The sequence below is a fragment of the Ralstonia sp. 1B3 genome (assembly GCF_036631435.1).
The window spans coordinates 28066-41671 of the sequence record NZ_JAPNUG010000035.1 but is presented as its reverse complement, the minus strand read 5'-3'; the positions used below and the strand labels follow the sequence as shown (position 1 = coordinate 41671).

Sequence of the window (13606 nt, the reverse complement as noted above, 5' to 3'; positions counted from 1 at the left end):
GCAGACATCGTCATCCCTACCCTGGGCGTACGTTTTCAGGAGTGTGCGATGTCCGATCCCCATGTCCCTGCTGTCGACCGCCTGCCGCCGGGCTTCAACCGGCTGGCCGGTTCCAACCTGGCCGCCCAGTCTGCCGAGCAGATTGCGCTGGCGGCCATGCCAATGGTTGCTGTGCTCACCCTGCATGCCGACGCCAGCACGGCGAGCTGGCTGCAAGTGGCGCTCACGCTGCCCTTCGTGCTATTTGCCATTCCCATCGGCATGCTGGCGGACCGTTGGCCCAAGCGCGCGTTGATGGCCGGCGCGGAGGCGGTGCGCGCACTGGCGTTGTTTGCTGTGGCGGGGCTGCTGATGGCCGGGCGGTTGAACCTGACGGCGCTGGGCGTGCTCGGCTTTGTGGCGGTGTGCGGCACGGCGGTGTTCAGCGTGGCAGCCCCGGCGCTGGTGCCGTCGCTCGTGCCGGCCGCGATGCTCGCACGCGCAAACGGCCGCATCGAATTGGCGCGCACCGTTGCATTTGCGTGCGGCCCCGCCATCGGCGGTGCGTTGATCGGCTGGACGGGCGCGATGGCGGCGTTCGTGCTGGCGGCGGCGTTGTCGGCCATGGCGTCGGCAATGTTGGCCGGCGTGACCGCTCGGGAGCCTGTAGCACCGCGCGCAGCGCATCCGCTGCAAGACATTGCGGAAGGCGCGCGCTTCGTGTTTCAGCATCCGCTGCTGCGGCCGGTATTCATCACGCAGCTCGTCTTCACCATGTCCTTCTTCATGGTGTCGGCCATCCTCGTTCCGTATGCGGCGCATCGGTTGAATCTCTCTGCGCAGGCGATCGGGCTGACGCTTGGCATGTACGGCGCTGGCATGGTGGTCGGCGCACTGCTGGCCGCGCGGATTCTCGCGCGTTGGCGTTTCGGCCATGTGGTGGCGACAGGCCCCGTATGCGGACTGGCGGGCGGTGTGCTGCTTGCGGCCACGCTGTGGCAGCCGTGGCCTGCGCTGGCTCAGGCCGGCTTCTTCCTACTCGGTTGTGGGCCGATTCTTTGGGTGGTGAGCACGACCACGCTGCGGCAGACGGTGACGCCGCCAGCGCTGCTGGCACGCGTATCCGCAGTCAACGTGATGTCGTATGGCGCTCGGCCGGTCGGTGCGGCCATGGCCGCGTGGCTTGCCGCACATGCCGGTGTCGGGGCGTGCCTGCTGGTGGCGATGGGGGGCTTTGCGCTGCAGCTGCTGTGCATCCTGCAATCGCCTGCGGTGCGGCTGGTGCGTCAGCCACGTGCCGACGATGCAGCGGCCGGGCTGGAACCTGCCTGAGCCGCGTCGGCACCACGCTCGCCGCGCTGCGCATCGCGCCACGCGCGCGGCGTCATGCCGAAGTGGGTGATGAACCAGCGCGTGAATGATGCCTGCCGCGTATAGCCAAGCAACGCGGCCACCCGCCCGATCCGGTAGCTGGGGTTTGCTATGTAACGGACGGCAAGGTTGTGCCGCACCTCCTCCACCAGATCGGAGAACGTCATGCCGGCCGATTCAATTGCCGTTGCAACGTGCGCACGCTCAGGTGGAGATGATCCGCCACCTGCTCGACCGACGCACGCTCCAACGGCAGCAGCAGGTAGATCGCACGACGCACGTCCTGCACCACCGCCTCCTGCGCCGAGACATTGAGCGGCTCGGCAAGACTCTCGGCGTAGCGCACAAGTGCGGGATCCGCGGCAGGGTTGGGCGTCTCGAGATCGGCAGCCGCGCAGACGATGCCATTGAAGTCGCTGCCGAACACGATGGGGCAACCGAACACGCGCCTGTGCAGGCTCACGTCACCCGGGGCGGCATGGGTGAAGTGGATGCTGCGCGGCTTCCAGTGCACGCCCAACAGCGCGCTGCATGTCCGCGCCAGCACACCGACGGCCAACTCGTTTGCCTGCCGCAACGGCACCAGTGTTTCGGTGATGACCTCTTCGCGAATGACCACCATGTCGCCATCCGATTCCAGGTAGATCGCCAGCGCCTCGTTCAGCAGGTGGCGGTACTGGATGATGGCCTGCAGCGCCTCGCGCAGCGTGCGTTTATGCGCCAGCAATAACCCGAGCACACCGAAGTCCAGTTCCTGGCGCGCCTCGGCCATCTGCAGGCCAAGCGTCGGACACGGGGCATTCGCGGCAGTGATCTCCATCAACTGGCACGTCGCCACGACCGGCACCGGCTGCTCGGGATCGGCCAGCTTGGCCGGGTCAAGCCCCACCTGGCGCAGCGCTTCCTGCGGGTTGAAACCGAGCCGCCGCACGACCTGGAAGTAGCCGTTGAGCGACCGGGCACGCACCATCGTTTCCATCGATTTCAGGGCGCTCCGAACCGTCTTGGTGTTTACGCGGAATGGCGCGAAAAGAGAAAACTTGGCGCCAATTGAGAAATTCAAAGCTACCGCTTCCCTATAGTGAAGTCCAGCCGAGACATCCCCTACAGGAGCCCCCAACATGCAATTCCTCGATGATTCGCTGCACCCCGAAAACCAGGACAAGGTCGTCATTACCGTTGCGCCGTACGGCCCGGAATGGATGCCGGAAGACTTTCCTGAAGACATCCCGGTCACGATGGAAGAACAGGTGCAGAAGGCCGTCGATTGCTACAACGCCGGCGCCACGGTCCTGCACCTGCACGTGCGCGAGCTGGACGGCAAGGGCTCCAAGCGGCTGTCGAAATTCAACGAGCTGATTGCCGGCGTGCGTGCGGCCGTGCCTGACATGATCATCCAGGTCGGCGGCTCGATCTCGTTTGCGCCGGAAGACGAAGGGCAAGCCGCCAAGTGGCTGTCCGACGACACCCGCCACATGCTGGCCGACCTGACGCCGACGCCCGACCAGGTGACCGTGGCCGTCAACACCACGCAGATGAACATCATGGAGTTGCTGTATCCGGCGTATCTGGAGGGCACGTCGCTGGCCAACCCCGCGCTGGCCGCCGCCTATGCGGAGATGACAGTGCCCGCCGGCCCCGCCTGGCTGGAGGAGCACCTGCGCCGCCTGCAGGCCTCCGGCGTGCAGCCGCACTTCCAGCTGACCGGCATCCACGCGCTGGAAACGCTCGAACGCGTCGTCCGCAAGGGCGTCTACAAGGGCCCGCTCAACCTGACGTGGATCGGCATTGGCGGCGGCTTCGACGGCCCCAATCCGTTCAACTTCTTCAACTTCATCCACCGCGCTCCGGATGGCTGCACGCTGACGGCCGAGTCGCTGCTCAAGAACGTGCTGCCCTTCAACATGATGGCCATGGCAATGGGCCTGCATCCGCGCTGCGGCCTTGAAGACACGATCATCGACCAGCACGGCAAGCGCATGACGTCCGTGCAGCAGATTGAGCAGTGCGTGCGCGTGGCCCGTGAACTGGGCCGCGAGGTTGCCAGCGGCAAAGAGGCCCGCGCCATCTACCGCATTGGCGTGCAATATGACAGCGTGGAAGAAACGCTGGCGAAGAACGGCATGTCCCCCAACCGTGCGCCGAACGTGAAGAACCTGCCGCTGCGCGCTGCCTAAACTAGAAGCCGCAGTATCACCGGGCCAACACAGGCGGCGCTCAACGCAAGCACCGCCACTCGGAGACAACCATGAATCTGCATGCCGCCGACCCGCGCGCAGACCACGAAGACGGCTACCTCGTCAGCCGCCCCCAGGCGTGGTTTGCATTTGCGATGACCTTTGCACTGATGCTGTTCGATTACATCGACCGGCAAGTCATCGTGTCGCTGTTTCCGCACCTGAAAACCGCCTGGGCGCTGTCCGACAAGCAGCTTGGCGCGCTCGTCTCGGTCATCTCCATCGTGGTAGCGGTGGGTGGCTTGCCGGTGGCGCTGCTGGCCGACCGCTTCAGCCGCGTCAAGAGCATCGTCGTGATGGCCACCGTATGGAGCCTCGCAACGATCTCGTGCATGTTCACGCGCAACTACGCGCAGCTCTTCACCGCGCGCGCCATTGTGGGCGTGGGTGAAACCGGCTACGGCTCGGTGGGCGCAGCGCTCATTGCCAGCCTCTTCCCCAAGCGCCTGCGCGCCACGTTGATGGGCGCCTTCTTTGCCGCGGCATCCGTCGGTTCGGTGCTGGGCGTGTTGCTCGGCGGCGTAATCGCAGCGCGCTGGGGCTGGCAGGCGGCGTTTGGCGTGGTGGGCGTACCGGGCCTGGTGCTGGCGCTGCTTTATGTCTTCGTACCGGATTACAAAACGGTGGCGATGGCGCCTGGCAGCACGCAAGCGCGGCAGCCTGCGGGCAAGCTCCTGCAGCGCGTGGCAGGCGCGTTGACCAGTTCGCGCACGCTGTGGTGGACGTGCCTGGGCGCTGCCTTCCAGTTGATCGTCGTGTCGACCATCTGGTCATGGCTGCCGAGCTACCTGAATCGCTATCACGGCACGCCGCCGGACCGCGCCGCCATGCAAGCCGCGCTGGTGGTGCTGTGCGGCGCGATGGGCGCCTTCGTGTGGGGCGTGGTGGCCGATGTGGTTGCGGCACGCCGCCAGCGCAACCGGCTGATTGCGGTGGCCGTGCTGGCGGTGGTCACGCTGCTCGTCTTCATGACGGCGTTCGGTACCGCCATGCCGGCCAACCAGCAGTTCCTCATGATCGCCTTCGGCGGCTTCCTGATGACGTGCACGGTGGCGCCGGCATCGAGCGTCGTGTTCGACGTGGTGCACCCCGGCGTACGCTCGACTGGCGCCGCGGTGCTGTCGCTGTTCCAGAACCTGTTCGGCCTGGCGATCGGGCCGTTTGTGGGCGGTGCCATGTCCGACGCATGGGGCCTGCAGACCGCCCTGGCCGTCATGCCGGTCTTCGGCGTGGTGGCTGCAGGCTGCTTCCTGCTGGCCGCACGCAGCTACGAAGCTGAACTCCAGCGCGTGGCCAACGTGTCGATCGACGCGGCACCTTCCGCCGCACCCGCCGCCGTGGCTTCCGCATGACGGCCTTGCTCCGCTAACCGCGCGCCGCCTTCAAGGCACCCACCCCTCTCCGCTTTGACCGCGTCTCCGGAGCGAGCCGCGCGGGCGGCGCGCACCCCGAACATCCGAAAAAGTAATCCAGGAGATACCCATGGCAACCGCAATCCGCTTTCATGAAACCGGCGGCCCCGAGGTCTTGCGCTGCGAGACCGTGGAAGTCGGCCAACCCGGCCCGGGGCAGGTCCGTCTGCGCCACGAAGCCGTCGGCCTGAACTTTGCCGACACCTACTTCCGCTCGGGGCTCTATCCCGTACCCCGCCCCGCCGGCATGGGCGTTGAGGCGGCAGGCATCGTTGAAGCCGTCGGCGATGGCGTCGCCAATGTCGCCGTGGGCGATCGCGTGACCTACACGGGCTTCATCAACACGTTGGGCGCGTACAGCACCGAACGCCTCATTCCGGCCGCTCCGCTCATCAAGCTGCCTGCCGCCATTGCCTGCGAAACCGCCGCCGCCATGACCATGCGCGGCCTGACGTCGGCCTACCTGCTGCGCCGCATCTACCCGTTTGCGAAGGGCAACACGGTCCTGCTGCATGCGGCCGCCGGCGGCGTGGGGCTCATCGTCTCGCAGTGGGCCAAGCTGCTCGGGCTGACGGTGATCGGCACGGTATCGAGCGAAGCCAAGGCGGACATCGCCCGCGCGCACGGCTGCGACCACGTCATCAACTACGCGCACGAAGACGTTGCAAAACGCGTGCGCGAACTCACCGATGGCGTGGGCGTCAACGTGGTGTTCGACAGCGTGGGCAAGGCCACCTTCGATGCCTCGCTCGATTCGCTCAAGCGACGCGGCCTGATGGTGTGCGTCGGCACGGCGTCTGGCCCGATCCCGCCGTTCAACCCGCAGCTGCTGGCGATGAAGGGATCGCTTTACCTCACGCGTCCGGCCCTGGCCGATTACATCGCCGATTCGGCCGAGAAAGCCGAGCTTGCCGGCGAGTTGTTCGATCACGTCGCCGCCGGTCGCATCAAGATCGAAATCCACCAGCGCTATGCGTTGGAAGACGCCGTGCAGGCGCACCGCGATCTTGAGTCGCGCAAGACGACGGGGTCGTCCGTCTTCGTCATCTGAGGGGCCGTCATGCGCATTGAACAACTGACCAACGCCCTGGGTGCCGAGCTAACCGGCGTGCAATTGCGCGACGCCATCGAAGACGATGGCCTGTTCGGCGAGATCCGCGCCGCGCTGCTCAAGCACCGCGTGATCTTCCTGCGCGACCAGGACCTGAGCCCCGCGCAGCACGTCGCATTTGCCCGCCGCTTCGGCGATCTGGAAGACCACCCCGTGGCCGGCAGCGACCCCGAACACCCGGGCCTCGTGCGCATCTACAAGACGCCCGATCACCCGAACGACCGCTACGAAAACTGCTGGCACGCCGACACCACCTGGCGCGAGGCGCCGCAGTTCGGCGCTGTGCTGCGCTGCGTGGAATGTCCGCCCGTTGGCGGCGACACCATGTGGGCCAACATGGTGCTGGCCTACGAAAACCTGCCTGAAGACGTCAAGCGCGACATCGCCGGCTTGCGTGCGCGCCACAGCATCGAGGCCAGCTTTGGCGCGGTCATGCCGATCGAAAAGCGCCTCGCGCTCAAGGCGCAATATCCCGATCCGGAACACCCCGTGGTCCGCACGCACCCCGAGACCGACGAGAAGGTGCTGTACGTGAACGGCTTCACGACGCACTTCACGAACTACCACACACCGGCGCGCGTGCGCTTCGGACAGGACGCCACCGGCGGCGCGTCGGAGCTGCTGCGCTACCTCATCAGCCAGGCCTACATTCCTGAATACCAGGTGCGCTGGCGCTGGAAACCGAACAGCGTGGCGATCTGGGACAACTCCGCCACGCAGCATTACGCCGTCATGGATTACGCGCCGTGCCATCGCAAGATGGAGCGTGCCGGCATCATCGGCGGGAAGCCGTTCTAACGACCGTCGGGACACATCGGACCCGTCGGCGATCACACCAAGAGGAGACCCTGCAACATGAAGACGAAGCACATCGCCCCTGCGGCGCTGCTGGCCTGTGCCGGCGCGGCCTGTGCGCAATCCGGCGTCACGCTGTACGGCGTCATCGACACCAACATCGAATATGCGACGAACCTGCCGGGCGCCACACCGGGCAGCTCTGGCAATCGCGTGTCCATGCAAAGCGGCGGGCTGTCAGGCTCGCGCTGGGGCCTGCGCGGCGTGGAGGATCTGGGCGGCGGACTGAGCGCACTGTTCGTGCTGGAAAGTGGCTTTGCGAGCGACACGGGCCAATCGCAGCAAGGCGGACGGCTGTTCGGGCGTCAGGCCTACGTTGGGCTCAAGAGCAGCACGATCGGGCAGTTCACCTTCGGCCGCCAGTACACAACGCTGTTCCAGTTGCTGGCCAACTTCGAGCCGATGGCGTATTCCACGCAATACGAACCGGCGGCCGTGCAGACCGGCGTCAATTTCCGCTCCGACAACACGGCGATGTACACGGGCAACTTCGGCCCGGTGACGGCGCAGGCCCATTGGTCGTTCGGCACCGGCGCGCCGAGCACCAACCCGACCGGCGGCGGCAACGGCGAGGTGCCCGGTCAGGCGCGGCGCGACAGCGGCTACGGCGCGGGGGTGGCCTATTCGGCGGGGCCCCTGGGCGCCACGCTCGCGTACGACCAGTACAACCCGAGCACCCCGCTGGGCGGCGGCGCATTCAGCTCCGGCACGGTCCGCAAGGCAGCGCTGGCGGGCAGCTACCTCGTTGGCGATGTGCTCAAGGTCATGGGCGGCTACCGCTGGGGCCAGAACAAAAACGCCAACGGCAGCGTGGCGCTGCGCGACGATTACTTTTGGGCCGGCGCGAACTATCAGGCAACGAACGCGCTGATGCTCTCGCTCGAATACTCGTATCAGAAAATCAAGACCATCAACAGCGCACCGTCCACACAGGCCAACCCGTGGCAGGTCGCATTCATTGCCGACTACACGCTTTCCAAGCGCACCGACCTGTATCTGACCACGGCCTATGCGCGCAATGCAGGCCTGGCACTGGATCAGGCCGCTGTGGACCTCAACGCTACCGGTTACGGCCTGGCTGCCGGCAAGACCAGCATGCTGGGTGCGGCTGTCGGCATCCGCCACAAGTTCTGAGCGGCCGGTCCCCAAAAGCACCACGGGAGGCGGACTCCGCCGTCTCCCCGGTCGGCATTCGAGGAGGGTGACCTCCTCGTTTTTCTTCATGGCGTTTCATCATGACGTTGTCCAACCCTTCTCCCACCATCCTCATGGTGCCCGGCCTGCGCGACCACGTGGCCGAACACTGGCAGACGTTGCTCGAAGCCAAACTCCGGGCTGCAGGCCACAAGGCTGCGTCAGTCCCACCGCTGGAAGTCGACCGGCTGAGCTGCGCGGCACGGGTGGCAGCATTGGACAAAGCCATCACCGCCATCGACGGGCCGGTGATTCTGGTGGCGCACAGCGCGGGCGTGATGATCACCGTGCATTGGGCCCGGCGGCACGCGCGTAAGATCCACGGCGCACTGCTGGCCACCCCGGCCGATCTCGAGACGCAGTTGCCGTCGGGCTACCCAACGCAGGACGTGCTGCAGAAAAATGGCTGGCTGCCCTGCCCGCGGCGCCCGTTGCCGTTTCCGAGCATCGTCGCGGCCAGCCGGAACGATCCGCTGGCGTCGTTCGAACGCGTGGCCGGCATGGCCGCTAACTGGGGCAGCCGCCTGGTCGATCTTGGAGAGGTGGGGCATCTGAATCCCGCCGCGGGATTTGGCCCCTGGCCCATGGCGGAAGCGCTGATCCATGAACTCGTTTGACCGGCCCGTGCGGGGAATGCTGGCCGGCGCGAACCGTCGGCGCACATCGCTCACGATCGATGTCTTCTTCGACTTCATCTGTCCGTGGTGCTGGATCGGTACGCGCCATCTTGCGAGCGCGCTACGCACGTTCGCAACGCTGCATCCGGAGGTGAAAACCAAGGTGCGGTGGCGCCCGTACCCCTGTTGCCGGACACCCCGGCCGAAGGGCTGCCGTACCAGGCGTTCTACCTCAGCCGCCTCGGCAGCCCCACTGCCGTTTCGATGCGGCGCGCCCAGGTGCAGCGCGCCGGGCAAGCCGCCGGCATCGACTTCGATTTCTCGCGCATCAACGTCCTGCCCAATACCGAGCGTGCGCACGGCGTGGTTCGGAAATATCGACGGATCGACGCGGGCGGACACCCGGCCCGGCTCATCGAACGCATCTTCATCGCCTATTTTGTGGAAGGCGCCGACATCGGTGACGAAGACGTAGTGCAGCGCCTGGAATTCGAGCACAACATCGCCCCGGCGATGGCGCTCGATGCGGGCCCGCCCAGCGTCTGCAAGCCAGTCGGTCGCGGCGTGACCGTTTCCGGGCTGCCGCATTTCGTCTTCAACGCCGACGTGACAATCTCCGGTGCGCATCCTGCAACGACGCTCGTGCGCGCCATGCAAAACGCGCTGTCACCGTCGCACTCGCCATGCACATCATGACCCGCAATGTCACCGTGGCGTCCGCCAGCGAACTGCCTGCCGGCCAGCGCAAACTCGTCTTCGTCAACGGCCGAAGCATCGTCCTGCTCAACGTCGAAGGCCGGCTTCATGCCGTCGACAACAGCTGCCCTCACAACGGCGCGTCGCTCGCCGCCGGGGGTCTGGATGGCAATGTCCTGCAGTGCCCTGCGCACGGCCTGCGCTTCAACCTCACCACCGGTTGCATGCCCGGCGTCGGCGGCCTGTGCCTGAAGACCTACGCGATTCAGGAGACCGACGGCCACATCGTCATCCATGTGGAAGACGCTGCCTGAATCGCCACGTCGATTTGAACCTGCATACACAACAAGGCCCTTCAGAACATGCATGAGAACCTCATCACCCCGACACCGTCGGCGTACACCTATCCGCTGCTCGTCAAGCACTTGCTGACCAACGCGCAATGCCTCCATGGCGAGCAGGAAATCACGTATCGCGGGGCGCTGCGCTACAGCTATCGCACGTTTCGCGAGCGCATCGGCCGGCTTGCATCGGCGCTGAGCGCACTGGCGGTTCAACACGGTTCAACCGTGGCCGTCATGGATTGGGACAGCCACCGCTATCTCGAGTGTTACTTTGGCGTGCCGACGATGGGTGCCACGCTGTTCACCGTGAACGTGCGGCTCTCAGCCCAGCAGATTCTCTACACGCTCAACGATGCCTGTGCTGAAGTTGTGCTCGTGCACGCCGATTTCGTGCCGCTGCTCGAAGAGATCTGGGCCGAGCTGACGAGCGTGCGTCACGTTGTCGTGCTGGCCGACAACGCCCCCATGCCGCACACCACGCTGCCGGTGGCAGGTGAATACGAAGCGCTGCTCGCCCATGCCTCGCCTGATTTTTTATTTGCCGACTTCGAGGAACGCACGCGGGCCGCAACGTTCTATACGACCGGCACGACGGGTGACCCGAAAGGCGTGAGCTACAGCCACCGCGACATCGTGCTGCACGCCATGGCGACTGCCACGACCCTGTGCGCGCCGCGCGATGGCCAGCGCCTGCACCGTGAAGATGTCTACATGCCGATCACGCCGATGTTCCACGTGCTGGCCTGGGGCATGCCGTACATCGCCGTCATGCTCGGCCTGAAGATCGTGCTGCCGGGGCGCTATGCGGCCGACCTGCTCCTGAAGCTGCACGACACGGAGCGCGTGACCTTCTCGCATTGCGTGCCGACGCTGCTGCAAATGCTGCTGCAGGCGGCGGAAGGCGGCATGCACGACCTGTCGGGATGGAAGGTCCTGATTGGCGGCTCGGCGTTGTCTCCGGCGCTGTGCGAGGCAGCGCTTGATCGCGGCATTGACGTGTTTGCCGGTTATGGCATGTCCGAAACCGGCCCCGTGGTGGCGCTCGCGCAACTGCCGCCTGGCCGCAAGCCAGCAGACCTCCAGGAGGAGATCCGCATGCGCTGCGCCACGGGGCGGCCCGTGCCGCTGGCCGAGTTGCGCATCGTCGACGAGCATCTGCGCGATGTGCCGCACGACGGCAAGCACCAGGGCGAGATCGTGCTGCGCACGCCCTACCTCACGCAGGGCTATTTCAACAAGCCGGAAGCATCGGAAGAACTGTGGGCCGGCGGCTACCTGCACACGCAGGACATCGCCGTCATGACGCCTGATGGTTTCGTGCAGATCGTCGATCGCATCAAGGACGTGATCAAGACCGGCGGCGAATGGGTGTCGTCGATTGAAGTGGAAAGCCTGATCGCCCAGGTGCCGGGCGTGCAGGAGAGCGCCGTCATCGGCGTGCGGGACGCCAAGTGGGGCGAACGGCCAATGGCGTTTGTCGTGAGCAAGCCGGGGGCGCGCCTGAAGGCCGAGGCCATTCGCGACTCCCTTCTGGCACACGCCGACGCCAAACGCATCAGCAAATACGCCGTGCCGGAACTGGACCGTATCGCCTTCGTGGCGGAGATCCCGAAGACGAGCGTCGGCAAGATCAACAAGAAAGTCTTGCGCGAGAACGCCGCGTAAGTCCCGCACGCGCTCCACCGCCCGCCGCCCCTTTGGCAGCTGGCGGCGGCGTCGTCAGACCATGCGGCGGATGCCGAACCGCTGCGCGCGGCGGCGCCACACGAGCGCGTAATACAGCCCTTGCATCACGAACATGGCGAGGAAGGCGGCCGGGTATGCAGCCCAGATGCCATCGGTGCCGATATGCCGGCTCAGCACCCAGGCCACCGGCACTTCCACCGCCGCAATGGCGAGGATGGAAATTGCCGTTGGGGCCATCACCGTGCCGCTCGAGCGCATCACGCCCGAGAAGACGCTCGCCATGCCAAAGATGACCGAGCTCCACAGCGAGATGTGCAGCAGGCTCTGCGCAAGGCTCATCACTTCCGTGTTCGTGGTGAACCAGCCGATGACGGCGCGCGAGAACAGCAACGCCATCAGCACCAGCACGCCGGTAATGACCACGTTGAGCCACAAGCCGGTGCGCGTGATGGCGTCGAGCCGCTCCGTATTGCCTGAGCCGATGGCCTGCGCCCCGAGGATGGACGCCGTGATCGCAATCGACATGGCGGGAAATTGCACGTAGCTGATGATCTGCGTGCCGGCGCCGTAGGCGGCCGTCGCGTCGGAACCGAAGCCGTTGACGAAGGACAGCAGCGCCAGCTCGGCAATCGAGATGACCACAAGCTGCACGCCCGTCGGCACGCCGATCTTCAGCACGGTTTTGAGCACACCAACATCGACCCACAGATGCCGCGCCAGCACGGCATCGGGCGCGAGCGGATGGTTGCGGCGGCGCAGGAAGAAGGCGAGCCACACCAGCGCGATCGTGAACGAGATGATGGTCGCCGCGGCGCCGCTTGCCACACCCAGTTGCGGCAAGCCGAACCAGCCGCGAATGAAGGTCGGCGTCAGCACCAGCCCAATCGCCGTCGACAGCGCGAGCGTGCGCAGCGGCGTGCGCGTGTCGCCGACGCCGCGCATCATCGCCGTAGCCAGCAGGTAGACGAACAGGCCCGGCATGGCATAGAGCATGACGCTGGCGTAGAGCGTAGCGTCTTGCAGGATGTCGGCCGGCGTGCCGAGCCACCCCAGCAGCGCGTTTGCGAACGGGCCGCCCAGCAGCGCCACCGCCAGCCCTACGATGAAGCCCACCGACAACGTTGTCCCGGCCACCGTCTTGACCGCCTCGGGCTTCTTGGCGCCCCACGCCTGCCCGATCAGCACCGCCGCACCAGAGCCGAGCCCGATGATGAACGCGATGAAGAAGAACAGGATCGGGAAGAACGCCGACACCGCGGCGAGCGCCTTCACGCCGAGCATGTGCCCGACATAGACGTTGTTGAGCGTGCCCGACAACGATTGCAGGATGTTGGCCAGAATCAGCGGGCCGAGGAAGGCAACGAATGTTCGCCACAACGGGCGAGCAGCAGGCGCTGTCATGCAGCCTCCTGTTGAGGATTGAAGGCCCGGCTCGCCAGCTCGCGTGCAAAGTCGCGCACGTCGGCGGGCCAGGAGTGTGTGAGGGATTCGAACGCCGCGGCATCTGCGGCAAACAAGGCGCGCGTGGCCTCTTCAAAACCCGCGGCGTTGCCCGCCATGGCTGACATGAAGCGGTACGCCGCTTCTTGCGCAGTCCGACGACGGTCGGCGCCTTCGGCAGCGCGGCGCGCATCTTCAACCAGCTTGCGCAGCGTAACCGATGCCCCGCCCGGCTGCGCGGCCAGCCAGTCCCAGTGGCGCGGCAGCAAGGTGACCTCGCGGGCGATCACGCCCAGCTTGGGGCGGCCTGGGCCACGCGGGCGACTTTCGGACTCGGCGGGTTCCGTGGCAGACGGTACGGTTTGATCCAGGCGCGCGAGCACGTCTTCAACCGTGCCGCGCAAGTCGAATTCGACCGGTTGTGCGGAGGTGTTGTCGAACACCAGCACCTGTGATTCGGGGTGTGCATCGACGTGGATCTTGACGGCCCGGGCGACGTCGCGGACGGGCCCGCCGGCCAGGCGCTGCGTACCGGCAAACGCCGTGCACGCGTGGATTGCTGCGGCATCCATGAGAAACGCTCCTGCTGAAGTTTCAACAGGAGCGCATTCTACCCGGGTTTAATTGGATGTCAATATTACCCGGGCATAAAAGCGCTATTGCG

The 13606-nt window shown here is 65.9% G+C and carries 12 protein-coding genes and 2 pseudogenes; 11 read left to right on the top strand and 3 right to left on the bottom strand.

What is annotated here, in order from left to right; translation table 11 throughout:
• Positions 1-48: 48 nt before the first annotated feature.
• Positions 49-1311: an MFS transporter gene (locus OWR21_RS10550; protein ID WP_332395196.1), complete on the top strand. Its 1263-nt coding sequence runs from the start codon at positions 49-51 to the stop codon at positions 1309-1311.
• Here OWR21_RS10550 and OWR21_RS10545 read toward each other — a convergent pair.
• Positions 1266-2329: pseudogene (locus OWR21_RS10545) on the bottom strand (AraC family transcriptional regulator). The gene OWR21_RS10550 and the pseudogene OWR21_RS10545 overlap by 46 nt on opposite strands.
• 142 nt (positions 2330-2471) lie before the next feature.
• On the opposite strand from OWR21_RS10545, the gene OWR21_RS10540 reads away from it, so the two are divergent.
• The 10 genes and pseudogenes from OWR21_RS10540 (at position 2472) to OWR21_RS10500 (ending at position 11481) form a co-directional block, all read left to right on the top strand.
• The gene (locus tag OWR21_RS10540) at positions 2472-3527 is read left to right on the top strand and encodes a 3-keto-5-aminohexanoate cleavage protein (RefSeq protein ID WP_332395195.1); all 1056 of its coding nucleotides are present in this window, start codon (positions 2472-2474) and stop codon (positions 3525-3527) included.
• 71 nt (positions 3528-3598) lie between these two features.
• Positions 3599-4939, top strand: coding sequence for an MFS transporter (locus tag OWR21_RS10535; RefSeq protein WP_332395194.1), 1341 nt, complete (start codon positions 3599-3601; stop codon positions 4937-4939).
• Between the two features lie 130 nt (positions 4940-5069).
• On the top strand, positions 5070-6050 hold the full coding sequence (locus OWR21_RS10530) for a quinone oxidoreductase family protein (RefSeq protein ID WP_332395193.1): 981 nt from the start codon (positions 5070-5072) through the stop codon (positions 6048-6050).
• 9 nt (positions 6051-6059) lie between these two features.
• Positions 6060-6908, top strand: coding sequence for a TauD/TfdA dioxygenase family protein (locus OWR21_RS10525; protein WP_332395192.1), 849 nt, complete (start codon positions 6060-6062; stop codon positions 6906-6908).
• A gap of 57 nt (positions 6909-6965) precedes the next feature.
• A complete protein-coding gene (locus tag OWR21_RS10520; RefSeq protein ID WP_332395191.1) occupies positions 6966-8099 on the top strand; it encodes a porin in 1134 nt (377 codons plus the stop codon).
• A gap of 101 nt (positions 8100-8200) precedes the next feature.
• Positions 8201-8776, top strand: a complete 576-nt coding sequence (locus OWR21_RS10515; protein ID WP_332395190.1) for an RBBP9/YdeN family alpha/beta hydrolase — start codon at positions 8201-8203, stop codon at positions 8774-8776.
• A pseudogene (locus tag OWR21_RS12620) lies at positions 8763-8912 on the top strand (DsbA family protein); the annotation flags it as partial. The gene OWR21_RS10515 and the pseudogene OWR21_RS12620, both read left to right, overlap by 14 nt.
• Before the next feature lie 32 nt (positions 8913-8944).
• Positions 8945-9472, top strand: a complete 528-nt coding sequence (locus OWR21_RS10510; protein ID WP_332395189.1) for a DsbA family protein — start codon at positions 8945-8947, stop codon at positions 9470-9472.
• A complete protein-coding gene (locus OWR21_RS10505) occupies positions 9469-9786 on the top strand; it encodes a Rieske (2Fe-2S) protein (RefSeq protein WP_332395188.1) in 318 nt (105 codons plus the stop codon). The genes OWR21_RS10510 and OWR21_RS10505 overlap by 4 nt, the downstream gene beginning before the upstream one ends.
• Positions 9787-9834: 48 nt before the next feature.
• Positions 9835-11481, top strand: coding sequence for a fatty acid--CoA ligase (locus tag OWR21_RS10500; RefSeq protein WP_316898276.1), 1647 nt, complete (start codon positions 9835-9837; stop codon positions 11479-11481).
• 54 nt (positions 11482-11535) lie between these two features.
• On the opposite strand, the gene OWR21_RS10495 is transcribed toward OWR21_RS10500, so the two are convergent.
• Positions 11536-12903: an MATE family efflux transporter gene (locus tag OWR21_RS10495; RefSeq protein ID WP_332395187.1), complete on the bottom strand. Its 1368-nt coding sequence runs from the start codon at positions 12901-12903 to the stop codon at positions 11536-11538.
• Positions 12900-13514, bottom strand: a complete 615-nt coding sequence (locus OWR21_RS10490; RefSeq protein WP_332395186.1) for a DUF2239 family protein — start codon at positions 13512-13514, stop codon at positions 12900-12902. Before OWR21_RS10490 ends, OWR21_RS10495 begins: the two co-directional genes overlap by 4 nt.
• Between the last annotated feature and the right edge of the window lie 92 nt (positions 13515-13606).